The sequence below is a fragment of the Cellulomonas flavigena DSM 20109 genome (assembly GCF_000092865.1).
Lineage (GTDB): Bacteria > Actinomycetota > Actinomycetes > Actinomycetales > Cellulomonadaceae > Cellulomonas > Cellulomonas flavigena.
Genome location: NC_014151.1, coordinates 2538243 through 2563354, shown reverse-complemented (window position 1 = coordinate 2563354; position 25112 = coordinate 2538243). Strand labels below are relative to the sequence as shown.

The following is a 25112-nucleotide window of genomic DNA, read 5'->3' as shown; positions in this document are numbered from 1 at the left end:
CTCAGCCGAGCGGCGCCTGCCACGTCAGGAGCGTGCCCTTGCCGCTCGGAGCGGTGCCGAGGCTGAACGTCCCCCCGTGCTGGCGTGCGCGCGAGGCGAGGTTGCCGGTGCCGGAGCTGCGCTCGCGCGTCGCGGGCAGACCTGCGCCGTCGTCCTCGACGTCCACCGCGACCGAGCCGGTGGGGCCCGCGCCGCGCACCGCGACCCGCACGCTCACCGACGACGCGTGCGCGTGCCGCGCCGCGTTCGCCAGACCCTCGCGCACCACCGCGACCACGTCGTCGGTCAGCTCCTGCTCGAGCCGCTCGTCGATCCGGTCCTCGGCGTCACCGTCGCCCGGCGTGAGGACCTCGCCGTCCAGCGACAGCACGAGCGACGGAGCGAAACCGAGCCCGGTGCGCGCCAGCGACGTCTCGCGGCGCAGCCGCTCGACGACGCCGGTCGCCGCGTCCGGGTCGCGCAGCGCGTAGACGATCTGGCGGATCTCGCGCACCGAGCTGTCGACGTTGTCGAGCGCGTCCTCGACGATGCTCATGAGCTCGGCCGGGTCGACGCCGCGCGCGGCACGACGGCGCACGGTCTCGAGCTGCATGCCCGTGGCGAAGAGCTGCTGGATCGCGAGGTCGTGCAGGTCGCGCGCGATCCGTTCGCGCTCGTCGAGCAGGGCGGCGACGTCCTGCGCGTGCCGCGCCTCGGCGAGCACGTACGCGAGCGCCGCCTGCGCGGCGAACGACTCCGCGGTCGCCAGGTCGCTCTCGTCGAAGGGCGTCGCGCCGATCCGACGCATGAGGACGAGCACGCCCACGCCGCGACCCGACGAGTGCAGCGGTGCGAACATCGCGGGGCCGAACGCGCGCATCTCGTCGAGCTTGACGGTCCGGGACGCCGACAGCGACGGCGTCAGCAGCCCGCGGCCCTCCTCGAGGACGGTCCACGCCCGGCCGCCGCGTGGCATGACCAGGCCCGTGAGCTCGGCTGCGCGATACCCGTCGGCGAGCTCGATGAACAGCTCGCCGCCCATGCCGGGCAGCGCGAGCGCGGCGGTGTCGGCGCCCGCGACCTCGCGCGCGGTGCGCGCGACGTGCTCGAGCGCCGACTCCTCGTCGACACCCTCGAGCAGCATCGTCGTGATGTCCTGCCCTGCACGCAGCCAGTGCTCGCGCCGCTCGGCCTCCGCGTAGAGCTGGGCGTTGGCCACGGCCACGCCGGCCGCGGCGGCCAGCGCGAGCACCATGCGCTCGTCACGGGCGGTGAACGTGCCGCCCTCGACCTTCTCCGACAGGTAGAGCTGGCCGTAGACGTGCTCGCCGACCTTCACCGACGCGCCCAGGAACGAGCCCATCCGCGGGTGGTGCGCGGGCCAGCCCTGGAACGACGGGTGCTCCGTGAGGTCGTCGAGGCGCAGCACCCCGTCGACCGGGATCTGCCCCAGGACCCCCTGGGCGTGCGGGGGGTGCCGCATGGCGCGCGCGACTGCGGTGGGCACACCGGTGTAGACGAAGGTGGTGGACGTGCCGGCGTCGTCGAGGACGTTGATCGCGGCGAACCGTGCGCACGTCAGCTCGGCGCTGACCCGGACGAACTGGTCGAGCACCGCAGGCAGCTCGAGGTGACCCGCGACAGCCAGCATGGCGCCGAGCAGGTCGGTGAGCGCGTCGCCGGTCATGGGTGTGACGTCCGCGGGCACGTCACGGATCACCCCGCGCTCGAACGGGGCCCCGCGCAGCGGCGTGTCGCCTGCGACCTCACGCATCTCGCCCCGGTGCTCCGTCACGCCGTCTCCTGCCGCTCAGCTCGCACCGCCTCACCGTAGCCCGGGACGTGCTCGGTCAGGTGCGCGTGGGAGCCGCGTGCCGTGACCTGCCCGTCGCTGACCCACAGGACCTCGTCCGCCGCTGCGAGTGGTGCCAGCCGGTGGCTGACCACGAGCACGCCGCGCGCCGTGCCCGAGCGCGTCGCCGGCGCGTGCCACAGGCCGTGGAGCACGGCGTCCGCCGTCGCGGCGTCGAGGTGCTCGGCCGGCTCGTCGACGAGCAGCAGCGGTGCGTCGCCGAGCAGCGCACGGGCCAGCAGGAGCCGGCGGCGCTCGCCGCCGGACACGGTGCGCGCGTCGGAGCCGACGAGCGTGTCGAGGCCGTCCGGCAGCGCGTCGAGCCAGGGTCCCAGCCCGGCGCGGTGGAGCGCCGACGCAGCCTCCTCGGGTGTCACGTCACCGCGTGCCACCCGCAGGTTCTCCAGGACCGACGTGCCGAAGACGTGGGCGTCCTCGCTCGTCACGAGCACGTCGCGGACGACCCGGGCCGCGCCGGCGCTCGCGAGCGGGACGCCGTCGAGCGTCACGGTGCCCGCCACGGGCGGCAGGAGCCCTGCGAGCGTGAGCAGCAGCGTGGTCTTGCCCTCACCGCTCGGCCCGGCGACCGCGAGCCGGCTGCCGGGCCCCAGACGCAGGTCGACGTCGCGCAGCGCCGGCGCGCGGCCCGGCCAGCCGCAGGCGAGGCCGGTGGCGACGAGCACGGGACCGGACGGCGACGCGACGACCGTGCTGCCGGACGGCGCCGGCTGCGCCGCGTCGCGCGACGGCGGGTCGGCGGCGTCCAGCAGCGCCAGCACGCGTGCCGCCGCGGCGCGCGACCGCTGCACCTGGATCGCCGCTGCGGGCAGCAGCGACGTCGCCTCGAACGCGGCGAGCGGCGTCAGCACGATCACGGCCAGCTCGACGGGTGCGAGCGACCCGGTCGTGACGGCGGGCACGCCCGTGACGAGCGCGGCGACGACGGCCAGCCCGACGGCGAGCTGTCCGATCATCGCGGCCGCCGCGGCGGGCCGCGCACCGGCGTCGGCCGCGCGTGCGAGGTCGGCGTCCGCGTCCCGCAGCGCGGTGAGCTCGTCCTCGAGGCGGCCCGAGACCGCGAGCGGTCCGGCGTCGTCGAGCACCCCGAGCGCCGTCGCGGTCATCCGTGCCCGGGCGAGCACGCCGCGCTGCTCGGCCGTCCGGGCGCCGTGCGCGGCGAGCCACGGTGCCGCGACCCCGGCCGCGAGCAGGCACAGCGCCAGCGCCAGCCCCGCGGGTGGCCAGAACGACGCCATCGCCACCGAGGTGCCCACCCCCAGGCAGGTCGCGACGCCCGCCGGCAGCAGCCCGCGCACCACCACGTCGCCGACCGCGTCGACGTCCGCGCCGACACGTGCCAGCAGGTCCCCGCGGCGGACACCCAGCAACGCGCGCGGCGACCCGGCGGCCAGGCGGTCGTAGAGCGTCGTGCGCAGGTGCGCCATGCCACGCAGCGCGACGTCGTGCGACACCAGCCGCTCGAGGTAGCGCATGAGCCCGCGCCCGATGCCGAAGGCGCGCACCGCGACGGTCGCGACGGACAGCTCGAGCACCGGCGGCATCTGCGAGGCCCGCGCGATCAGCCACGCGGAGACCGCCGCGAGCGCGACGGCCGAGCCGAGCGCGAGCGTGCCGAGCAGCACGGCGAGCGCCGCGCGCCGCGGGTCGACGTCCAGCAGGCGCACCGCGCGTCGGAGGGTGCCGCGCGGCGGGCGGGTGGGGGAGATCGGGTTCACCGGGCGACCCCGGCGTCGGCGACGACCGCATCGTCCGCCGCGGTCGTGACGTGCACGACGTCGTCGGCGCGCTCGGTGAGCGATGCACGGTGCGCGACGAGCAGCACGGCGCTGCCCGCGTCGCGCAGCGCGTCCAGCGTCGCGAGCACGACCTGCTCGCCGGCGGCGTCGAGGTGCGCGGTCGGCTCGTCGAGCACGACGACCGGGCTGGGGCGCAGCAGGGTGCGGGTCAGTGCGAGCCGCTGCCGCTGGCCGACGCTGAGGCCCGCGCCGCCGCCGCCGAGCACGGTGGACCAGCCGTCGGGCAGCACGGCGACGACGGTGTCGAGGCCCGTGAGCGCGGCGGCGCGGTCGCGCTCCGCGGGCGGGGGGGAGCCGAGGAGCTCGTGCACGGTGCCGGGCTCGAGCACAGGGCGCTGGGGGAGCCAGGTCACCTGGCGCCAGTAGTCGTGCACGTCGACGTCCCGCAGGTCGGTCGGGGTCCCGTCGGCGGCGACGAGCTCGACGTGCCCGGCGTCGGGTGCCAGCAGGCCGAGCAGCACCTCGACCGTCGTCGACTTGCCCGCCCCGGACGGGCCGACGAGCGCGACGACGCGTCCGGGAGCGAGCTCGACGTCGACAGGCGCGGGGGCCCATCCTCCCCGCGCGCGCACCGCGACGCCGCGGGCGCGCACGCGCCCTGCGGCGAGGTCCGGGGCGGGTGCCCGGCCGGGCTCCGGGACCGGCACCTCGAGCACGGCGAACGCGCGGTCCGCTGCTGCGACGCCGTCGGTCGACGCGTGGAAGTGGGCGCCCACCTGCCGCAGTGGTGCGAACACCTCCGGCGCGAGCACCAGGACCGCGAGACCGGTCACGAGGTCGACGTTCCCGTAGACGAGCCGCAGGCCGATCCCCACCGCGACGAGCGCGACGCACAGCGTGGTGAGCAGCTCGAGCACCATGCCGGAGAGGAAGGCGACCCGCAGCGTTCCCATCGTCGCGCGTCGGTGCGCGTCGCCGAGCTCGCGGACCCGCGCGACCGGACCCCGCTCCCGCCCGAACGCCCGCAGCGTGCCCAGACCGGCCAGCAGGTCGAGCACCTGGGCGCCCAGCCGCTGCATCGTCGCCAGTCCCCGCTCGGAGCGTCCCTGCGTCATGACCCCGACGAGCCACATGAACAACGGCACGAGCGGCACCGTGCCGGCGATGATCGCGGCGGACACCCCGTCGAGCCCGAGGACGACGAGCAGCGTCGCGGGCGTGAGGGTCGCGGCGAGCACGAGCTGCGGCAGGTAGCGCACGAAGTACGGCTCGAGGGCGTCGAGGCCGCGGGTCGCGAGCGTGACGAGCCCCGCCCCGTCCGCGGGCGCGGCGCGGCGCGGGCCGACGGCCGCGGCGTGCGCGACGACACGCTCGCGGAGCTCGGCGACCGCGCGGGTCGCGGCGCGGTGGGCGTACCTCTCCTGGACGCCGGTGGCGAGCACCCGCAGCAGGACGACGCCGACGAGCGCGGCGACGAGCGGCGTGACGTCCGCGAGGGTGGCCCCCTCAGCGACCGCCGAGCCGAGCGCGTGCGCGAGGAGCAGCGCCTGCGCCACCACGAGCGCACCCGTCGCCAGCCCGAGCCCCACGGTCAGCGCGAGGTAGCCGCGGGCCGAGCGCGCGTGGCGCAGCAGCCGAGGGTCGAGAGGCTTCACGCCGTCCAGCAGACCACGGTCAGGACCGCGCGACGACGCGGTCGAACGTGAGGCCGGTCGCCTCGGGGATGTGCTCGATCGTCAGGCGCTTGCGGAACACCCAGTACGTCCAGCCCTGGTAGAGCAGGACGACGGGCGTGAGGATCGCCGCGACCCACGTCATGACGGTCAGCGTGTAGTCGGTGGACGACGCGTTGGCGACGGTCAGCGAGTTCGCCGGGTCGAACGCGGGCATGACGTCGGGGAACATCGAGCCGAAGATCAGCACGACGGCCGCGACGATCGCGACAGCGGACGCCGTGAACGCGACACCCTCGCGGCGCACGCGGGTCGCGGCCACGACGAGCACGAGCGCGACCGCCGCGACGGCGACGGCGGCCCACGTCCACGCCCTGCCGGCGTACGCGACCTGCGCCCACACGGCCCACACGCCTGCCGCGACGAGCGTGACGACGGAGCTGCGCGCGGCGAACGCCCCGGCACGCTCCCGCATGTCTCCGTCGACCTTCATCGCGAGGAAGACGGCGCCGTGCGTGAGGAAGATGCTCAGCGTCACCACGCCGCCGAGCAGCGCGAACGGCGACAGCAGGGCGAGGAAGCCGCCGACGTACTGGTGGTCCGCGTCGAGCTCGACGCCGCGCACCAGGTTCGCGAACGCGACACCCCACAGCAGCGCCGGCACGAACGACCCGACGACCAGGGCACGGTCGGCCCAGGCCCGCCACGTGGGGGAGTCGATCTTGCCGCGCCACTCGAACGCGACGACGCGCACGATGAGCGCGACGAGGATGAGGAACAGCGGCAGGTAGAACCCGGAGAACAGCGTGGCGTACCACTCGGGGAACGCCGCGAACGTCGCACCGCCGGCGGTGAGCAGCCACACCTCGTTGCCGTCCCAGACGGGGCCGATGGTGTTGATCATCAGGCGGCGCTCCTTCTCACGGCGCGCCCTGTCGCCGCGGGGGAGGATCGCCAGCAGCATGCCGACACCGAAGTCGAAGCCCTCGAGCACGAGGTAGCCGGTCCACAGGACGGCGATGAGCAGGAACCAGACGACGGGGAGGTCCACGGCGGTCTCCTCAGTAGGCGAAGGACAGCGGACGGTCGGAGCCGTCGGCGTCGTCGGCGGGCGGGTTGGCCTCGGGGCTCGGGTCGTGCTCGGTGTCCGCGACGCCCTGGACGGCGTAGCGCTTCATCAGCCGGAACCACACGACCATGAGGACGCCGTACAGCAGCGTGAAGCCGATCATCGAGAACAGGACCATGCCGGGGCTGACGACCTCGCTGACGCCGCGTGCGGTGAGGAGCCACACGCCGTCGACGCCGGACGCGTCGGGGTTGGGCGCGACGACCCAGGGCTGGCGGCCCATCTCGGTGAAGATCCAGCCGAACGCCGAGGCGAGGAACGGGGTCGGGATCGCGACCAGGCCGAGCAGCGCGAACCACGGGCGGTCGGTGACGGCGCCCCGCCGCCGCAGCAGCCACAGTGCGGCGAGCGCCAGCGCGGCCGACCCGGCGCCCAGGCCGATCATGAGGCGGAACGACCAGTAGGTGACCGCGAGGTTCGGGTAGAAGCGGGTGTCGTCGTCGACCCCGGACGAGACGCCGTTGGCCTCGTCCCACTCGGTGATCCACTGCGTGTACTGCTCCTGCAGCTCCTCGACGCCGCGGATCGGCGCATCGAAGTCGCCGGTCGCGAGGAACGACGTCACCCCGGGGATCTCGAGGAGGTGGCGCACGCCTTCGCAGTCGTTCGTGAGGTCGCCGATCGCGAGGATCGAGAACGGCGCACCCTCCTGTGACGTGCACAGTCCCTCGGCGGCGGCCATCTTGGCGGGCTGCTGCTGGAACATGAGCTTGGCCTGCCAGTCGCCTGACAGTGCGACACCGGCCCCGGAGACCAGCATGGTGACCAGCCCGAGGACGACGGCGGGGCGGTACACGTCGCGCGCCGTGGCGACCTGCCCCGCGCGTGCCAGGCGCACCATCCACCATGCGGCGATCCCCGCGACGAACGTGCCGGCGGTGAGGAACGCCGCGGCGATGGTGTGCGGGAACGCGGCCAGCAGCGTCGGATTGGTGAGCACTGCGACGACGTCCGTCATCTCCGCGCGGCCGGTCTCCATGTTGAACGTGGTGCCGACGGGGTGCTGCATCCAGGAGTTGGCCGCCAGGATGAAGTACGCCGACAGGTTGGTGGCGATCGCGACCGCCCAGATGCACGCGAGGTGGATCCGCTTCGGCAGGCGGTCCCAGCCGAAGATCCACAGCCCGAGGAACGTCGACTCGACGAAGAACGCGGCGAGCGCCTCCATCGCGAGCGGCGCGCCGAACACGTCGCCGACGAACCGCGAGTACTCGGACCAGTTCATCCCGAACTGGAACTCCTGCACGATGCCCGTGGCGACGCCGATGGCGAAGTTGATGAGCAGGAGCTTGCCGAAGAACTTGGTGAGCCGCAGCCACCGCTCGTTGCCCGTGCGCACCCACGCCGTCTGCATGACCGCCACGAGCGGGGCGAGGCCGATCGTCAGCGGGACGAAGATGAAGTGGTAGACGGTGGTGATGCCGAACTGCCAGCGGGCCAGGTCGAGGGCGTCCACTCAGGTCTCCGGGCGGTGTGCGTCGGGCGAGCAGCGCGGCGGGGGACCGCGCAGGGCGGCCACCTGGGTGTGCCCGCCCTGCGAGGAACGCTAGGCCGGGTCTCCCGTGGGCCACGGGACGTAGGTCCCGGGTGCTGACGACACGTCGTCAAAGTCACCCGTCCCGGCGCGGAGGACGGGAGGTCCTGTGCGATACTCGTCACTGGTCCTGACGTCCACACCGTCGGGGCCAGCGAGCTCGCCGCAGCAGTGACCGTGCAGGCCAGCCGCCGCCCCGCCCTCGGCGGGCTCCAGCCCGGAGCCCCGAGACGGCCAGGCAGGCGATGGCGCCGGACGGGCGGCAGCCGCGATCGACGACTTCCGTCGCCGCACCGGGTCACCGGACGTGAGCGACGACCGACCGCCCGGGGGCGCACGTCGTGTGGGGCGGGGCCCCCGGTGCTCAGGAGTACACGCTTTGTCTCCCGTGAACAGCACCGAGAACGACCCCACGACCGCACCGGACGCGTCCGGCGCCGCGGGGGCGGCCCCGAGGAAGCGCCGCCGTCGGGTGGTGCGGGACGTGGTGACCCCGGCGCCGAGCGCGGATCCCGGGGAGCTCGTCGGCGCGGCTGCCCCCGCACCCGCCGAGCCGGGGCCCGTCGACGCCGTCGCGGCCACCGCGCAGCCGGCGCCCGAGCAGCCCGCGGCCGAGCCGGCGCCGACCCGTGCGCGCCGGTCGCGGCGCGTGACCCGTACGGTCGTGCTCGACGACACCGCAGTCGTGGCGCCCGCCGACGCACAGGACGCGCCCGCGGTCGAGGGCACGACACCGGACGCGGTCGCCGAGGAGCCGGTGGGCGAGGCGGCCGCCGACGGGACGGCCGACGTGGCCCCTGCCGACGAGGCTGCAGCCGACGACCCCGCCGCCGCCGAGCCGGTCACCGACGCGGCCGCCGCCGAGCCGGTCGCCGACGCGGCCGCCGCCGAGCCGGTCGCCGACGAGGACGCCGCCCCGGCGCCGCGTCGCCGACGACCGAGCCGCCGGGGCGGCCGTGGTCGGTCCGCCCAGGACACCGCCGACCAGCCCGAGGCCTCCACGAGCACGGAGAGCCCGGCAGCCCCCGAGGTCCCCGCGGCGTCCGAGAGCCCCCGCGTCGACGCGCCGCTCGACGTGCTCGCCGAGCTCGGACCCGTCCGCACGGGTGAGGAGTCGCCGGGCCGCGCGCGTCTGGCCACGACGGCGCTGCTCTTCCAGGCGCCCGAGGCGCCGGTGCGCGCGCGGCGGCGTCGTGCGCAGGCATCCACGGGTTCCCCCCAGGAGATCTCCGACGCCGCGCGCACCGACGGGCGGAGCGAGGAGCCGACGGACGAGACGCCCGAGGTCCCGGTCGAGACCGCAGCCGACGAGACCACGGGGCGTTCGCGCCGGCGGCGCGGCGGGCGGGGGCGCAAGGCCGTGCCCGAGGAGACGGCGGAGCGCGAGGACGACGACGAGAGCACCGGCGCCCCGCAGGGGGACGCGGCCGACGTCGAGGACGACGGCCTGACCGAGGCCGCACCCGACGGCGCGGACGACGCGGACGACGCGGACGAGGGCGACGACGGCTCGTCGCCGCGTCGTCGTCGTCGCCGCGGCGGCCGCGGTCGGCGGGGGCGCGCCGACGCGGGTGGCGACGAGAGCGCCGACGCCGCGGCGGGCGAGGACGATCGGACCGAGGTCGAGAGCGACACCGACGAGCAGGGCGAGGACGCGGGCGACGAGGACGGCGTCGGTTCGAGCCGTCGCCGCCGTCGTCGCCGTCGCGGCTCCCGCGGCGAGGCCGCCGAGGAGCCGCGTCGCCGCTCGTCCGGCGACGAGGTCACGGCCCTGCGAGGGTCGACACGCCTGGAGGCCAAGCGCCAGCGGCGTCGCGAGGGTCGTGACGCAGGACGGCGCCGGCAGGTCATCACCGAGGCGGAGTTCCTCGCGCGTCGCGAGTCGGTCGAGCGCGCGATGGTCGTGCGCGAGATCGGCGGTCGCACGCAGATCGCCGTCCTCGAGGACGGCGTGCTCGTCGAGCACTACGTGTCGAACCAGGCGCAGGCCTCGATGGTCGGCAACGTGTACCTCGGCCGGGTGCAGAACGTGCTGCCCAGCATGGAGGCGGCGTTCGTCGACGTCGGCAAGGGCCGCAACGCCGTGCTGTACGCGGGTGAGGTGAACTGGGACGCGGCCGGCCTCGACGGCGGCCAGCCCCGGCGGATCGAGCAGGCCCTGAAGTCCGGCGACTCCGTGCTGGTCCAGGTCACCAAGGACCCGATCGGCCACAAGGGCGCACGCCTGACCAGCCAGATCACGCTCGCCGGCCGCTACCTCGTCTACGTCCCCGGTGGCGGCATGACGGGCATCAGCCGCAAGCTGCCCGACACCGAGCGCTCGCGCCTGAAGAAGATCCTGCGTGACCTCGTCCCCGACTCGGCCGGCGTCATCGTGCGCACCGCGGCCGAGGGTGCCAGCGAGGAGGAGCTGCGCGCCGACGTCGCGCGCCTGCAGGGCCAGTGGGAGGCGATCGAGAAGAAGCGCCGGACCGCCAACGCCCCGGCGCTCCTGCAGGGCGAGCCCGACATGGCGATCCGCGTGGTCCGCGACATCTTCAACGACGACTTCTCGTCGCTGGTCGTGCAGGGCGACGACGCGTGGTCGACGATCTCGACGTACGTCGGCGAGCTCGCGCCCGACCTCGCCGCACGCGTCGAGAAGTGGACCGGCACGCAGGACGTCTTCTCGGTGCACCGTGTCGACGAGCAGCTCGCCAAGGGCATGGACCGCAAGGTCTGGCTCCCGTCGGGTGGGTCGCTGGTCATCGACCGGACCGAGGCGATGACGGTCGTCGACGTCAACACCGGGAAGTTCACGGGCGCCGGCGGCACTCTCGAGGAGACGGTCACCCGCAACAACCTCGAGGCGGCCGAGGAGATCGTCCGCCAGCTCCGGCTGCGCGACATCGGCGGCATCATCGTCATCGACTTCATCGACATGGTGCTCGAGTCGAACCGCGACCTCGTGCTGCGCCGGCTCGTCGAGTGCCTGGGCCGCGACCGCACCAAGCACCAGGTCGCCGAGGTCACGTCGCTCGGCCTGGTCCAGATGACCCGCAAGCGCGTGGGCCAGGGGCTGGTCGAGGCGTTCAGCGAGACGTGCGAGCACTGCCACGGTCGCGGCTTCATCGTCCACGCCGACCCGGTCGGCAAGGGCGGGCGCCCCGAGCAGCACGCCCCGCCCGCGCCGGAGGCCGGGGAGTCGAAGCGGTCGCGCCGCAAGCGTGCCGAGGCGTCGACCGCGGCCGTGCACCCGGCGGTCCCGGTGCTCCCCGAGGCGCGCGAGGCCGTCAAGGCCACGCTCGCGACGATCGCCGCCGCTGCCGCCCACGCGCACGACCACGACCACGACCACGACCACGCTGCCCCGGTGCGCTCGGACGAGCCCGCGGCCGACACCGCCGGGCCCGGCGCCGCGGGGTCCGACGCCGCCGCGCCTCCCGCGGGGACGCCGGCGCCGGTCACGGACGCCGACGAGGCCGCTGACGTCGCGGCGGCCCCCGCCGCGGCCCCGGCGGCCGGCGGTCGCAAGCCCCGCACCCGCGGCCGGCGCGCGCTCGGGACGCTCGACGTGCTCGCCGAGCTCGAGGGCGTCGCGCACGCGGACGAGGCGTCCCCGGACCAGCCCGCGGCGGTCGAGTCCGACGCGCCGCTCGAGCTGCACGCGGTCGCACCCGAGCTGTTCGAGGACGGCGACGGCGAGCCCGGTCCTGCGGCGCAGGAGGGCGACCCGGTGCCCGACGAGGGGTGACCGGCGGCGCGACGCCCGGCACGACCGGTCGCCCGCGGCGCTCGTTTGACCGGGCGCGAGCGGGTCCGTACCCTAGAACGTCGGTGCGTCGCGCGCGTGCCGGGAGCCACGTGTGCCGCACGAGCCGAGATCCTCGGCGCGGGCGCCGTGCGCGTCCCGGCGCAGGCGCCGCGGACGGCACCGCCGACGCGAACCCCCTGCCCCCGTGGCTGGGCGGTGCGCGGGTTCCGGCGGGTCGCGCGGCACCGACGAGCAGGACGCAGGAAGCACCGATGAGCAGGTCCGACGAGCAGAGATGAGCAGCAACGTGGTGTACGCGATCGTGAAGGCTGGCGGCCGCCAGGAGAAGGTCGCCGTCGGCGACGTCGTCGTCGTCGACCGCCTCGCCGCCGAGACGGGTTCGTCGGTCCAGCTGCCGGCGCTCCTGCTGGTCGACGGGGACAAGGTCACCACCGACGCCGCGGCGCTCGCCAAGGTGACGGTGACGGCGGAGGTCGTGCGGGACGAGAAGGGTCCCAAGATCGACATCCTCAAGTACAAGAACAAGACCGGCTACCGCAAGCGCCAGGGTCACCGCCAGCAGCTGACCCGCCTGAAGGTCACCGGCATCAAGTGAGCCCGCGCCGCTCACGCGGCCGTCCACCCTTTCGCAGCACCCGGAGAGCAGGTCAGTCATGGCACACAAGAAGGGCGCGAGCTCCTCGCGCAACGGTCGCGACTCGAACGCGCAGCGTCTCGGCGTCAAGCGCTTCGGCGGTCAGGTCGTCAAGGCCGGCGAGATCATCGTCCGCCAGCGCGGCACGCACTTCCACCCCGGTGAGAACGTCGGCCGCGGCGGCGACGACACGCTGTTCGCGCTGACCGCCGGCTCGGTGGCGTTCGGCACGCGTCGCGGCCGCAAGGTCGTCGACATCGTCGCGTCCCTCTGAGGGCCCGACACACCCAGGACTCGCGGTCGAAGGGGCGCACCGGTGCGGTGCGCCCCTTCGTCGTGTGACGATCGAGATCCGCACCCGCGGGACGAAGGAGGACAGCCGTGGCGACGTTCGTCGACCGGGTCGTGCTGCACGCGACCGGCGGTGACGGTGGGCACGGCTGTGCGTCCATCCACCGCGAGAAGTTCAAGCCGCTCGCCGGCCCCGACGGGGGCAACGGCGGCAACGGCGGCTCCGTGGTGCTCGAGGTCGACCCCCAGGTGACCACGCTGCTGCCGTTCCACCACCAGCCCCACCGGCGCGCCGCGTCCGGATCGCAGGGGATGGGCGACCACCGCAGCGGCGCCACGGCCGAGGACCTCGTGCTCGCCGTGCCCGACGGGACCGTCGTGAAGTCGCCGGACGGCGAGGTCCTGGCCGATCTCGTCGGCGCAGGTGCGCGGTACGTCGTGGCGCCCGGCGGCCGTGGCGGTCTGGGCAACGCGGCGCTCGCGTCGCCCCGCCGCAAGGCGCCCGGGTTCGCACTCCTCGGTGAGCCGGGGGAGACGGCCGACGTCGTCCTGGAGCTCAAGACGATCGCGGACGTCGCGCTCGTCGGGTTCCCGTCGGCCGGCAAGTCGAGCCTCGTCGCGGCCGTCTCCGCCGCCCGCCCGAAGATCGCGGACTACCCGTTCACCACACTCGTGCCGAACCTCGGCGTCGTGCAGGCCGGGGACGCCCGGTACACGGTGGCCGACGTCCCCGGTCTGATCCCCGGCGCCTCGCAGGGCAAGGGCCTCGGTCTGGAGTTCCTGCGGCACATCGAGCGCTGCGCCGTCGTCGTGCACGTGCTCGACTGCGCGACGCTCGAGCCGGACCGTGACCCGGTGAGCGACCTCGACGTCCTCGAGGCCGAGCTCGCGGCGTACGCCGAGGACCTCGAGGTGGCCGCCGGCGGCGTGCCGCTCGCGGAGCGTCCGCGCGTCGTCGTCCTCAACAAGATCGACGTCCCCGAGGCGCGGGAGCTGGCCGACCTCGTGCGTCCCGAGCTCGAGGCCCGCGGCCTGCCGGTGTTCGAGATCTCCACGGCGAGCCACGAGGGCCTGCGGGCGCTGACGTTCGCGCTCGCGGAGCGCGTGACGGCCGCACGCCGCGCCGCGCCGGCGCAGGAGGCGACGCGTGTCGTGCTGCGCCCGCGGGCCGTGGACGACTCCGGTTTCACGGTCCAGCGCCGCGAGGGCGGCGGGCAGGTGTGGTTCGCGGTACGCGGTGAGAAGCCCGAGCGCTGGGTGCGGCAGACCGACTTCACGAACGACGAGGCCGTGGGCTACCTCGCCGACCGGCTGGCCCGGGCCGGCGTCGAGGAGGCGCTGCTCAAGGCCGGCGCGGTCGCGGGCGACGAGGTGCGGATCGGCCCGGACACGGACGCGGTCGTCTTCGACTGGGAGCCGACGCTGCTCACGGGCTCGGAGCTGCTGGGCGGACCGCGCGGGAGCGACGTGCGGCTCGAGGACCGTTCGCGACCGACGCGCGGTCAGAAGCGCCGCGAGTACACCGAGCGCATGGACGCCAAGGCCGCGGCGCGCGCCGAGCTGTGGACCGAGCGCGAGCAGGGCGTCTGGACCGACCCGGACGCCTGAGGGCCGCGGGACACGTCCGGCGGGCGGTCGATGGCCGGGCGGGCGTCCGGGGCGGGGCATCATGGGTGCCGTGAGTGCCGCTGCCCTGTCCGGTCGTGACCAGCTGTCCGGCGCGGCGCGCGTCGTCGTCAAGATCGGCTCGTCGTCCCTGACCACGGCCGACGGCCACCTCGACCCGCAGCGGCTGACGGCCCTCGTCGACGTCCTCGCGGCGCGCCGGGCCGCGGGCACGCAGGTCGTGCTCGTGTCGTCCGGTGCGATCGCCACGGGCATCGGGCCGCTCGGCCTGCCGGCGCGACCGCGTGACCTCGCGACGCAGCAGGCCGCCGCGTCCGTGGGGCAGGGGCTGCTCGTCGCGCACTACACGCGCGCGTTCGCCGCGCACGGCCTCACGGTGGCCCAGGTGCTGCTCACGGCCGAGGACACGTGGCGCCGCGGGCAGTACCGCAACGCCCACCGGGCGCTGACGCGGCTGCTCGACCTCGGGGTCGTGCCGATCATCAACGAGAACGACGCGGTCGCCACCGACGAGATCCGGTTCGGTGACAACGACCGGCTCGCGGCGCTCGTGTCGCACCTCGTGCACGCGGACGCGCTCGCCCTGCTGACCGACGTGGACGCGCTGTACACGGGCCCGCCGTCGCGGCCCGGTTCGCAGCGCATCGGTGAGGTGCGGTCGCTGGCCCAGATCGAGGGGATCGACGTCACGGCACGCGGCAGTGCGGTCGGCACGGGCGGCATGGTCACCAAGCTCGAGTCGGTCGCCATCGCGACCCAGTCCGGCGTGCCGGTCGTCCTGACCTCCGCCGCACGGGCGGAGCAGGCGCTGACGGGGCAGGACGTGGGCACGTGGTTCGCCGCGACGGGCCGGCGCCGCTCGATCCGGCTGCTGTGGCTCGCGCACGCGGCGCGCACCCGGGGCCGGCTCGTCCTCGACGAGGGCGCCGTGCGCGCCGTCGTGGAGCGTCGGACGTCGTTGCTGCCGGCGGGCGTGACCGACGTCGAGGGTGCGTTCGAGGCCGGTGACCCCGTCGAGCTCGTCGACGCCGCGGGGACGGTCGTCGCACGGGGGCTCGTGGCGTACGGCGCCGAGGAGGTCCCGCAGCTGCTGGGCCGCAGCACGGGCGACCTGCGCGCGGAGCTGGGCCCGGGCTACGACCGCGAGCTCGTGCACCGCGACGACCTCGTGCTGGTGCGCCGCCGCCGCTGAAGGGGGCGCCGGGCCGTGCGGGCGGACCGAGGTGCGGACGCCCCGTGACGCGCGACGCGGCCCGACTAACCTGGGGGCCATGACCACGTCGTTGGAGCAGCCGACGCCCGCCGTCCTGGACGACCCCGAGACCGCCGTCCTCGAGGTCGCGCGCCGTGCGCGCGAGGCGTCGCGCGCGCTCGCGACCGCCACCCGCGCCACCAAGGACGCCGCGCTGCGCGCGCTGGCCGACGCGCTCGTCGCTTCGACCGACCGCCTGCTCGCAGCGAACGCGCAGGACGTCGAGCGGGGCCGGACGGGCGGCATGTCGCCGGGCCTGCTCGACCGCCTCGCCCTGACGCCCCAGCGCATCGCCGGGATCGCCGACGCGCTGCGGGAGCTCGCGGCGCTGCCCGACCCGGTCGGCGAGGTGGTGCGCGGATCGACGCTCCCGAACGGTCTGCGGCTGCAGCAGCTGCGGGTGCCCATGGGGGTCGTCGGCATGATCTACGAGGCACGGCCCAACGTCACGGTCGACGCGGCCGGCCTCGCGCTGAAGAGCGGCAACGCGGTGATCCTGCGCGGCGGGTCCGCGGCCGCGAGCAGCAACGAGGTCGTCGTCGAGGTCCTCTCGGGTGCGCTCGTCGCGCAGGGGCTGCCCGGGGACCTCGTGCAGTCCGTGGACGCGTGGGGGCGACCGGGTGCCGTGGCGCTCATGCACGCGCGCGGACTCGTGGACGTGCTCGTGCCCCGCGGCGGCGCGGACCTCATCGCGACCGTCGTGCGCGAGGCCACCGTGCCCGTCATCGAGACGGGCGTGGGCAACTGCCACCTGTTCGTCGACGCGAGCGCCGACCAGGCCGATGCGCTGGCGATCCTGCTGAACTCCAAGACGCAGCGGGTCGGGGTGTGCAACGCGGTGGAGACGCTGCTGGTGCACGCCGACGCCGCGGACGCCTTCCTGCCGTCGGCGCTCGCCGCGCTGGGCGCCGCGGGTGTCACCGTCCACGGTGACGCGCGGACGCTGGCGCTGGCCCCGCAGGGCGTGGCGACCGTCGCGGCGACCGACGCCGACTGGGCGACCGAGTACCTGTCGCTCGACCTCGCCGTGCGCGTGGTCGACGGTCTCGACGCGGCCGTCGAGCACGTGCGGGCGTGGTCCACGGGCCACACCGAGGCGATCGTCACGCAGGACCTGCGCGCGGCCGAGCGGTTCGTCGCGGAGGTGGACTCCGCGGCGGTCATCGTCAACGCCTCGACCCGCTTCACGGACGGCGGGCAGTTCGGCCTCGGCGCCGAGATCGGCATCTCGACCCAGAAGCTGCACGCGCGCGGGCCCATGGGTCTGGCCGAGCTGACGACCACGAAGTGGGTCGTGCACGGGGACGGCCACGTGCGCCCCTGACGCCCCGGCGCCACGCCGTGGTCCGGCAGCAGCGGCTGCGCGTGCGACACTGGGTCGTTGCGGCACGCTCGGCCCCGACCCTGACCGTGACGCACACCGACAGACCTTGAGGACCCGCAGGAGGACGACGTGCACGCCACCCTCATCGCAGCCGCCGAGACGGCCGCCGAGCACTCGGAGGCTCTGCCCTTCCCGCCCGTCGTCTTCGGCGTCGGCGCGTTCGTGGGGCTGCTGGCGATGCTGCTGGTCACGTACGCCTTCCGCTCCGTCGGGACGCGCCACTGACGGTGCCGGCCACCACGGAGGTCCCCACCCGCCCACGCCTCGGTGTGATGGGCGGCACGTTCGACCCCGTCCACCACGGGCACCTCGTGGCGGCCAGCGAGGTCGCCGCGCGCTTCGAGCTCGACGAGGTCGTGTTCGTGCCGACCGGGCAGCCGACGTTCAAGCAGCACGTGGACGTCTCGCCGGCCGAGCACCGCTACCTCATGACGGTGATCGCGACCGCGTCGAACCCGCGCTTCACCGTGAGCCGCGTGGACATCGACCGTGCCGGCCTCACGTACACGGTCGACACGCTCCGGGACCTCAAGAAGGAGCGCCCGGACGCCGACCTCTTCTTCATCACCGGTGCGGACGCCATCGCCCAGATCCTCACGTGGAAGGATGCTGCCGAGCTGTTCGACATGGCGAGGTTCGTGGCGGTGACCCGCCCGGGCCACGCGCTGTCGGTGGACGGCCTGCCCGCCGGGCGGGTCGACGTGCTGGAGGTCCCCGCGCTGGCGATCTCCTCGTCCGACGTCCGTGCACGAGCGCGTGCAGGGGAGCCGGTGTGGTACCTCGTCCCGGACGGGGTTGTCCAGTACATCGCCAAGCACAGGTTGTATCGAGGTCGTCATGAGTGAACCCGGAGAGCGCCGCCGCCGCCGCGAGATGGAGCGTGCGGCCCAGGAGGACGGGCAGGTCAACGGCGGCCCGTCCGCCTCGTCCGCGGGGGACGCGACGGTCGCCCCGAGCTCGCGCCGCGCGATGCGCAGCCGGCTGGTGACCCCGCCGGCCGGGACGTCGTCGGCCCCGCCGAGCGGGACCCCGGCGTGGTCCAGCAGCCCGGTCCAGCAGCCCGCTCGTCCCGGTCCGGTGTCGGCCGGCCCCGCGGCACCGGCCGCCGCGCCCGCTGCGGAGACGGCCCGGTCGCGTCGGTCCTACCGCGACTCCGCGCTCGACCCGACGTCGTCGCCGCGGTCGACCGCGCCGGCGAGCCCGCGCCCGACGCAGCCGCCCGCCCCGCGCCCCGCCACGCCGCCGGCGGCGCAGCGTCCCGCGCCGGCGCCGCGTCCGGCGGCCGCGTCCGCGGCGCCTGCCTGGGGGTCCTCGACGCCCTCGACGCCTCCGGTGGCCGACCCGCGCACGTCGGCCCGCCCGGCAGCGGCTCCGTCCGGCACGCCGGCGCGCTCGTGGGGTCAGCCGTCACCCGGGCCCGTCCCCGCGTCGCAGTCGTCCGACGGTGCGGGCTGGGGACGCAGCACCGCGCCCGGCTCGCCCGCGTCCGGTGCGCCTGCCTGGTCCGCGGGCACGCCCGCCCCGGCGGCGCCACCGCGCACGTCGGCCTGGGGTGGCGGAGCGGGCGCCGCACCCTCCCCGGCGGCCGCGCCGGCACCGGCTCCCGGGCCGTCGGCGTGGACGCCCTCGGCACCGGCCGCGCCGGCACCGCAGCCCGCACCCGCTCCTGCGGTGACCTCCTTCCAGGCCGCCCCGTCGACCCCGGCGCCGCCGACCGACGCCCGTCCGGGCCCGGGCGTGCCGGGGCCCTGGCCGGGTGCGCAGGCTGCGCCGAGCAGCGCGGCGGCGCCCGACGCGCCGGCCGGCGCCTGGTCGCCCGGTGCTCCGGCCGCTTCGACCGAGCAGACCGGGACGCCGCCGTGGGCGGCGTCACGCTCCGCGGCGCCCGCCACGCCCGTCCCGCACGACGACGAGGACGACGACTACGACGACGAGGACGAGCCGGCGCGCCGCCTGCACCCGTACACGTGGCTGCACGTGCTGGTCCTGGCGGTCGTGGCGTTCGTGCTCGGCTTCCTCATCATGCTGCTCGTCATCCAGACGCGTGGCGCCGGCGGCGAGGCCGAGGCGGCGGCTGCCGCGCGGGTCGTCCTCGGCCACGTCCTGACCTGACGCCACCCGCTCACCCACGGCGGCCGGCCCCCTGGTCGGCGCCGGCCCCACGACACGAGGAGCCCACGTGCCCGCGAGCACCCGCGCGATCGAGCTGGCCCACGCCGCCGCGCGCGCAGCGTCCGACCTCAAGGCGCAGGAGGTCATCGCGCTCGACGTCAGCGAGCAGCTCGTCCTCACGGACGTCTTCCTCATCGCCTCGGGCACCAACGAGCGGCAGGTCGGCGGCATCGTCGACGCCGTCGAGGAGGCGCTGCACCACCTGGGCGCCAAGCCCGTGCGCCGCGAGGGCAAGGCGCAGGGACGGTGGGTGCTGATCGACTTCGGCGACGTCGTGGTCCACGTGCAGCACGCCGAGGACCGCGTCTACTACGCGCTCGAGCGGCTGTGGAAGGACTGCCCGGTCATCGAGCTCCCGCCGGAGGAGCGCGGCGAGCTGGCGGACGCGTGACGCAGCACCTTCTCCTCTGGCGCCACGCGCGCACCGCCTACAACTCGCAGGCGCGGCTGCAGGGACAGGTGGACATCCCGCTCGACGAGGTCGGGCACTGGCAGGCGCGCACGGCCGCCGCACGGCTCGCGGCGCGGCACCGGCCCGTGCGGATCGTCTCGTCCGACCTGACGCGCACCGCGGAGACCGCGGGCTACCTGAGCCGGGCGCTCGACGTGCCCGTCGAGCTCGACCCGCGGCTGCGCGAGCGCGGCTTCGGGCAGTGGGAGGGCCTCACGGGCCAGGAGATCGACGCGCGGTGGCCGGGCGAGTTCCGCGCCTGGCGCGCCGGGGGAGACCCGTCGGGTGTCGGCGCCGAGTCGCGCGCCGAGGTGGCTGCACGCGTCGGTGCCGCGGTGCTCGACCACGTGGAGCGCACCGCCGGGCGCGGGACGCTCGTGGTGGTCTCGCACGGCGCGGCCATCGGGTCGCTCGTCGCCGAGCTGCTGGGCCAGGACCCGGCGTGGCGCGGCGTCGTCGGCATGCACAACGCCCACTGGGCAGAGCTCGTGTCCGCGGGCCCCGGTGTGGCGCCCGCGTGGCGGTTGCTGGGGTACAACGTCGGACCCACGGACGCGTCCTCCGACTGGAACGCCGGCCCGGACCCGGAGCCCGCCGAGCAGGACGCCGACGACACCACGCGTGACCCCGACTGAGCGGCGCGCGTGCCCCGCGGTGCGCGTCACACACCGCGCGCGGCCACGCGATTGGCGTTCGGCGGCACGTTCGTCCTAGACTCACCGGGCGCCCTTCGGGGCGACGAGGTCCGGAGACGGGCCGCGGGGCTGTGGCGCAGCTGGTAGCGCACCTGCATGGCATGCAGGGGGTCAGGGGTTCGAGTCCCCTCAGCTCCACCCAGAGATCCGATGGCCACGTCAAGGTCCCCTGCGGGGGATCAGGACGTGGCCATCGGTCGTCCGGGCGCCGTCGTCGTCCGGGCGCCATGACCGCCGGCCGGTCGCGTGAGCGCCGAGGCGGTCGCGCCGCGGCTGGCGTTATGCCCCATTTTCGCCCGCTCGGCACCTCCCCGCGAGCGGCGGATGCTGTCACGATCGAGGCAGGCACACGGCCCTCGGGCCGGGTGCCGGCGACGATGCCAGGGGGAGCGATGGCGCAGCGGATCGAGTCTGCTGCCGCCGCGGGGGACGGGCCACCCACCGTGCGGCGGGGCGTTGCGCGGCGCGCGCTGCTGGCTGTCCTCGACGAGGTCCTCGACACGGGCACGGGCATCGTCGTCGGGCCGCGGGGGTCGGGCAAGACGACCCTGATGGCGCAGTGGGTGCACGAGTCGGGCCTGCGTGCCCTGTGGGCCCGGGCGGGCCGGGAGGGCATCACGCTGCGCGCAGGGGGGCGGGCCCGGACCACGACGCCGGCGGAGCTGGGCGGCATCCTGCGCGCGTCGTCCGCGCCCACGCTCCTCGTGCTCGACGACGTCCACGAGCTGCGGGGAGCGGCAGCCGACGAGGTCGAACAGCTGCTGCTGTCCGCCCCGCCGGCCGTCCGTGTGCTCATGGGGACGCGACGGGAGCCCTCGTACACGCTCGCCCGCTCGGAGATCGGGGCGCCCGTCGTCCTGACGGCCACCGACCTGCGGCTGCGCACGTGGGAGGTGGATCGGCTGTTCCGGGACGTGTACGGGCACCCGCTCACGTCGGACGACGTCGAGACCCTGACGCACGAGACGGAGGGCTGGGCTGCCGCCGTGCACCTGTTCCACCGCGCCACGGACGGGTTGCTCCCGGCGGACCGGCGGCGCGCCGTGCGCACCCTGCGATCGGACACCCGGTACGCCAGCGACTACCTCGTGGGCGAGGTGCTCGCCGAGCTGGACCGTCCCCTCGTCGACCTCCTGCACCGCGGCTCGGTCTTCGACGAGCTCACCGCGGAGCGTTGCGACGCCCTCACCGCGGCGACGCCCGGCGGTGCCCCGACCCCCACCGCACCGCTCCTGCGCGAGCTCGAGCGGACCTGGTCGCTGGCCACCACGCAGGACGGCGTGCACTTCCGCCTGCCGCGCGTGCTGCACCGCCACCTGAGGGCCGCGCAGTCCGAGCGCCTCGGTGCGGCGGCGCGCGCCTGGCAGGAGCGCGCGCGCGAGGTCCTCGGCCGGGAGGCGGCACCCGACGACGCGCGCCGGCCCGCGGACGGCACGCCCTCGCTCGCCGGCGGCGCGAGCGGGACACCCGACGCGGCCCTGGCGGACCTGCTGGCGCTGGTCGCCCCGGCGCTGCGTCGCGACCCGGCCGGCCACGTCGAGCGGGCGCGGCAGGTCGGTGGCGCCGTGGGGTGGTTCGCCGAGGGGCTGTGCCTGCTGCTCGCGGGCCACCAGCGGGGCGCGACCGGCCCGCTGCGTCGGGCGGCCGCGGACCCGGACGCCTCGCGTGCGCTGGTGCTCGGTGCCTCGCTGGCGGAGGCCGTGCTGAGCGGCGACCGGCCGGTCGCGGTGCTGCGTGCGCTCGACCGGGTGCAGGTGGAGGCCGACCGGCACGGGCACACGTGGCTCGCCCGGCTGGCTCACGGGCTGATCGTCGGGCTCGACGGGACGGCCGCGGCCCGCGTGCAGTCGCGCGCGTACGCCGCCGACCGGCTCGCCGACGGGGACCCCTGGGGGTCGGCACTGGTCCTCACGTGGTCGGCGCTCGCGGGCCTGTCGATCGGGGCGGTCGAACCCCAGGCGTGGGACGAGCTCGTCGGGCGGTGGCAGGCGCTCGACGCCGCCGTGCTCGCGGCGTGGACCCGCGCGGCCTACGCGCTGACCGCGGCAGCCGAGCAGCTGCCGGACGCGTGGCAGGAGGCGCGTGCTGCGGAGGCCGTCGCGCGCGCGGCCGGCAGCCCCGGAGCGCTGGCGTACGCCTACGCCGCGCTCGCGCGTACCGGACGTGACGGCAGCGAGGAGCTCGCCGCACTCGCCGAGTCGACCGGGCGCGAGGCGGGCGTCGACATGCGGCCGTGCTGGGCCGTCGGCCTGCGCCGGGTGCGGCCGGCGCCCGTGGACCCGTCCCCCGCACCCGGACCCGCGACAGCCGCGGTGCAGCCGGCGCCCGACGACGCCCGTCCGGTCCTCGACCGGGCGCCGCGGCTGGAGGTCGCCTGCCTCGGCGAGTTCCGGCTGGTCGTCGACGGCACGCCCGCGGACCTGTCCCGGATCCGGCCCCGGGCACGTGCCGTGCTGCACGTGCTCGCGGTCCACGCCGGCCGTCCGGTGCACAGAGAGCAGCTGGCGGAGACGCTGTGGCCCGACCTGGACCCCCGGGCGGCACTGCACAACCTGCACGTCAGCGTCTCCGCGGTGCGGCGGGCGCTCGAGCCCCGCGTGCCCACGCGTGCCAGCCGGCTCCTCGTCCGCGACGGCGAGGCGTACGCGCTGGTGCTGCGCCCCGGGTCGACGTGCGACGTCGACGAGCTCGAGCGCGCCGCGCGCACGGCGGCGCACCGACGGGTGGCGGGTGACCTGCCCGCCGCGGCCGCCGCGCTGCGCCAGGTGCTCGACCTCTACACCGGGGACCTGCTGCCGGAGGACGGCCCGGCCGAGTGGGTGGCCGGCCCCCGGTCCCGGCTCCGTCTGCTGGTGGCCGACGCCGCGGCCGACCTCGCGGAGGTCGAGCTCGCGCAGGGCCACCTCGCCGCCGCCGTCGCGGCCGCCGGACGCAGCATCGAGCTCGACGAGTGCCGCGACCGCGCGTGGCGGCTGCTGGTGGCGGGCTGCACCGCTGCCGGCGACGCCGCCGCCGCGCACCGCGCGACGCTCGGGTACCGCGAGATGCTCGACACGCTCGGCGTGCCGGTGGCCGTGGCGGGCGCGCCGGACGCGGTCATGTCCGGCCCCGGAGCTCGACCTCCGCGACCGCCACGTGCGTCTGCGGCGTCGCGCGGTAGGTGGAGCTGATCGTCAGGCGCAGGGCCACGACCTCGTCGACGCCCACGGCGACGCTCTGCAACCCGACGCGGTCGGCCAGCGTGAGCTCCACCTCCTGCTGCGTGCCCGTCGCGGTGGTGGCCGTCAGCGTGAGCACCCGGGGGCTGGCGCTCGCGAGGAACTCCTTCTCGACGTCGGAGGCCCCGGCATGCACGAGGACGCGCGTGAGCCGGAACGGCTGGGTGAACGTCATCTCGAGGTACTGGCCGATGCCCTCACCGGGCTCCGCCGGGCTCCATGCCAGGTTCGTCGCGCCGTCCCGTGCCTGCGCCGCGGGACGGTCCGGCAGCTCGCTCGACGCGGTCACGGTCACGGGGTTCACCGCGACGTTGCCCTGCACGCGGTCGAGCACGGTGATGGCGAACCGCTCGATCTCCGGACGCAGGCTCGCGGCCGCCGTGACGAGCGCGCCCAGGACCAGGACGGTGACGGCCGTCCGCGTCGGGAAGCGGCGCCGCCGGGGTGGTCGGTAACCGGCGACCGGACCGCGCCGCGGCTCGGGGTGCCACAGCCGGTACCACCACGAACGGCGCGGCTGGACACGGGCGTCGGCGAGGCTCGCGCCGCAGCGCCGGCAGAACTTGCGGGTCGGGGTGTTGCCGGCGCCGCAGCTGCCGCAGACGAGGTCGCCGGGGGTGGGCTCGGGCTCGTCCGTCCCGCGCCGGGGCGCCGGTGCGGGACGCGGGACGCCCGGGCGGACGGCCGCGGGCTGCCGCGGCGGTGCGGCCGGAGGTGGCGGTGGGGTCGCGACGAGCGCGGCCGCCGCAGCGGGCACGCCGGCCTCGGGCACGCCGGCGAGCGCGTGCGACGGCGCGGGTGCGGCGTCGGGCTCGCGTGCGGTGCCGGGTGCCGCGTCGGGCTCGGACGCGGGCGCGGTCGCGGCTGCTGCGGCCGCAGTCCCCGGCGCGGGCGCGGCCACGGGCGCAGGCGTGGGCTCGGGGACGGGGACGGCGCGTGCCGCGGGCTCGCCGTCGGACGTGGTCGCGGGCTCCGGCCGCTGGTCGGACGTGGTCGCGGGCTGCGGCCCCTGGTCGGACGTGGTCGCGGGCTCGTCGAGGCGGGCGTGCTCCGGCTCGTCGACGGGTGCCGGCGTGGGCCGCGCCCCGGCCTCCCACTCCAGGTAGGTGCCGCACGCGCCGCAGAACTGCTCGTCGTCCGCGTTGCGCGTCCCGCACTCGGGGCAGACGGTCACGGCTCCTCCTGGACGATCTCGAGAGTGACGGGGACGTGCGCCGCGGTGACGGCGCCGACGACACGCTCGACGCGCCGGCGGTCGACGGGACCGCGGGCGCGCACCCGCACCCGCAGCGCGGGGGCGGGCGAGCCGGGGAGCGGGCCCACGGGCGTGGCCGACCACGTGCTGCCACCGCTGTCGTCGACCTGCACGTCGCCGTCGACGACGAGCCGGACCGCCTCCTCGACGCCCCGCCGGGTGCCACGCCACCGGTGCACCTCGGCGGCGTGCGCGACGATGTCGCGGCGCCGCTGCGTCGACCACGTGTCGTCCGGCTCGATCCCGACCCAGCCGCACAGCCACTCCAGGAAGTCCGCGGGGGCCAGGCGCGGGTCGACGTAGCAGGCGAGCGCGTCGAGGGTGAGGAAGACGGGCGCGAGCACGTCGTCGATCGCCCCCGTGAACCGCACGAGCAGCTCGTCCTCCTGGAGCACGGCGGGCAGCCGTGCGCTCACCGGCACCGGTGACGTCAGCCCTTCCACCGTCCCGCGCACG

The 25112-nt window shown here is 75.9% G+C and carries 19 protein-coding genes and 1 tRNA gene; 13 read left to right on the top strand and 7 right to left on the bottom strand.

Annotation, left to right across the window (positions count from 1 at the left end):
• Position 1 precedes the first annotated feature (1 nt).
• From CFLA_RS11575 to CFLA_RS11555, 5 genes are read right to left on the bottom strand one after another with little or no spacing between them, the layout of a single operon-like run.
• On the bottom strand, positions 2–1774 hold the full coding sequence (locus CFLA_RS11575) for a sensor histidine kinase (protein WP_013117514.1): 1773 nt from the start codon (positions 1772–1774) through the stop codon (positions 2–4).
• Positions 1771–3567, bottom strand: coding sequence for a thiol reductant ABC exporter subunit CydC (gene cydC, locus CFLA_RS11570; protein WP_013117513.1), 1797 nt, complete (start codon positions 3565–3567; stop codon positions 1771–1773). The genes CFLA_RS11575 and cydC overlap by 4 nt, the downstream gene beginning before the upstream one ends.
• Complete coding sequence (cydD, locus tag CFLA_RS11565) at positions 3564–5243, bottom strand: thiol reductant ABC exporter subunit CydD (RefSeq protein ID WP_013117512.1); 1680 nt, start codon at positions 5241–5243, stop codon at positions 3564–3566. The genes cydC and cydD overlap by 4 nt, the downstream gene beginning before the upstream one ends.
• Before the next feature lie 19 nt (positions 5244–5262).
• A complete protein-coding gene (gene cydB / locus CFLA_RS11560; protein ID WP_013117511.1) occupies positions 5263–6312 on the bottom strand; it encodes a cytochrome d ubiquinol oxidase subunit II in 1050 nt (349 codons plus the stop codon).
• A 10-nt stretch (positions 6313–6322) separates the two neighbouring features.
• Positions 6323–7846: a cytochrome ubiquinol oxidase subunit I gene (locus CFLA_RS11555; protein WP_013117510.1), complete on the bottom strand. Its 1524-nt coding sequence runs from the start codon at positions 7844–7846 to the stop codon at positions 6323–6325.
• A 457-nt stretch (positions 7847–8303) separates the two neighbouring features.
• On the opposite strand from CFLA_RS11555, the gene CFLA_RS11550 reads away from it, so the two are divergent.
• From CFLA_RS11550 to CFLA_RS11490, 13 genes are all read left to right on the top strand, one after another.
• Positions 8304–11657 carry an Rne/Rng family ribonuclease gene (locus tag CFLA_RS11550; protein WP_013117509.1) on the top strand — a complete coding sequence of 1118 codons (3354 nt, stop codon included), beginning with the start codon at positions 8304–8306 and terminating at the stop codon, positions 11655–11657.
• A gap of 307 nt (positions 11658–11964) precedes the next feature.
• A complete protein-coding gene (gene rplU, locus CFLA_RS11545) occupies positions 11965–12273 on the top strand; it encodes a 50S ribosomal protein L21 (RefSeq protein WP_222836805.1) in 309 nt (102 codons plus the stop codon).
• Between the two features lie 58 nt (positions 12274–12331).
• Positions 12332–12586: a 50S ribosomal protein L27 gene (gene rpmA, locus CFLA_RS11540; protein WP_013117507.1), complete on the top strand. Its 255-nt coding sequence runs from the start codon at positions 12332–12334 to the stop codon at positions 12584–12586.
• Positions 12587–12693: 107 nt separating this feature from the next.
• On the top strand, positions 12694–14211 hold the full coding sequence (obgE, locus tag CFLA_RS11535; protein ID WP_013117506.1) for a GTPase ObgE: 1518 nt from the start codon (positions 12694–12696) through the stop codon (positions 14209–14211).
• A 61-nt stretch (positions 14212–14272) separates the two neighbouring features.
• The gene (gene proB / locus CFLA_RS11530) at positions 14273–15421 is read left to right on the top strand and encodes a glutamate 5-kinase (protein ID WP_013117505.1); all 1149 of its coding nucleotides are present in this window, start codon (positions 14273–14275) and stop codon (positions 15419–15421) included.
• Between the two features lie 79 nt (positions 15422–15500).
• A complete protein-coding gene (locus CFLA_RS11525; protein ID WP_013117504.1) occupies positions 15501–16805 on the top strand; it encodes a glutamate-5-semialdehyde dehydrogenase in 1305 nt (434 codons plus the stop codon).
• Between the two features lie 129 nt (positions 16806–16934).
• Positions 16935–17090, top strand: coding sequence for a hypothetical protein (locus CFLA_RS20480; protein WP_013117503.1), 156 nt, complete (start codon positions 16935–16937; stop codon positions 17088–17090).
• A gap of 2 nt (positions 17091–17092) precedes the next feature.
• Entirely contained in the window at positions 17093–17710 is a 618-nt protein-coding gene (gene nadD, locus CFLA_RS11520) for a nicotinate-nucleotide adenylyltransferase (RefSeq protein ID WP_013117502.1), read from the top strand.
• Positions 17703–18977 (top strand): hypothetical protein, encoded by a 1275-nt coding sequence (locus CFLA_RS20050; RefSeq protein WP_148234348.1) that lies wholly within the window; start codon positions 17703–17705, stop codon positions 18975–18977. The genes nadD and CFLA_RS20050 overlap by 8 nt, the downstream gene beginning before the upstream one ends.
• 67 nt (positions 18978–19044) lie before the next feature.
• Complete coding sequence (gene rsfS / locus CFLA_RS11505; RefSeq protein ID WP_013117499.1) at positions 19045–19428, top strand: ribosome silencing factor; 384 nt, start codon at positions 19045–19047, stop codon at positions 19426–19428.
• Entirely contained in the window at positions 19425–20123 is a 699-nt protein-coding gene (locus CFLA_RS11500) for a histidine phosphatase family protein (RefSeq protein WP_013117498.1), read from the top strand. Before rsfS ends, CFLA_RS11500 begins: the two co-directional genes overlap by 4 nt.
• A gap of 125 nt (positions 20124–20248) precedes the next feature.
• Positions 20249–20321, top strand: a tRNA-Ala gene (locus CFLA_RS11495).
• A 254-nt stretch (positions 20322–20575) separates the two neighbouring features.
• Complete coding sequence (locus CFLA_RS11490) at positions 20576–23353, top strand: AfsR/SARP family transcriptional regulator (RefSeq protein WP_013117497.1); 2778 nt, start codon at positions 20576–20578, stop codon at positions 23351–23353.
• On the opposite strand, the gene CFLA_RS11485 is transcribed toward CFLA_RS11490, so the two are convergent.
• Both CFLA_RS11485 and CFLA_RS11480 read right to left on the bottom strand, forming a co-directional pair.
• Positions 23280–24575 (bottom strand): zinc ribbon domain-containing protein, encoded by a 1296-nt coding sequence (locus CFLA_RS11485; RefSeq protein WP_013117496.1) that lies wholly within the window; start codon positions 24573–24575, stop codon positions 23280–23282. The two genes, CFLA_RS11490 and CFLA_RS11485, sit on opposite strands and share 74 nt — an antisense overlap.
• Positions 24572–25111 carry a phage tail protein gene (locus CFLA_RS11480; RefSeq protein ID WP_013117495.1) on the bottom strand — a complete coding sequence of 180 codons (540 nt, stop codon included), beginning with the start codon at positions 25109–25111 and terminating at the stop codon, positions 24572–24574. Before CFLA_RS11480 ends, CFLA_RS11485 begins: the two co-directional genes overlap by 4 nt.
• Between the last annotated feature and the right edge of the window lies 1 nt (position 25112).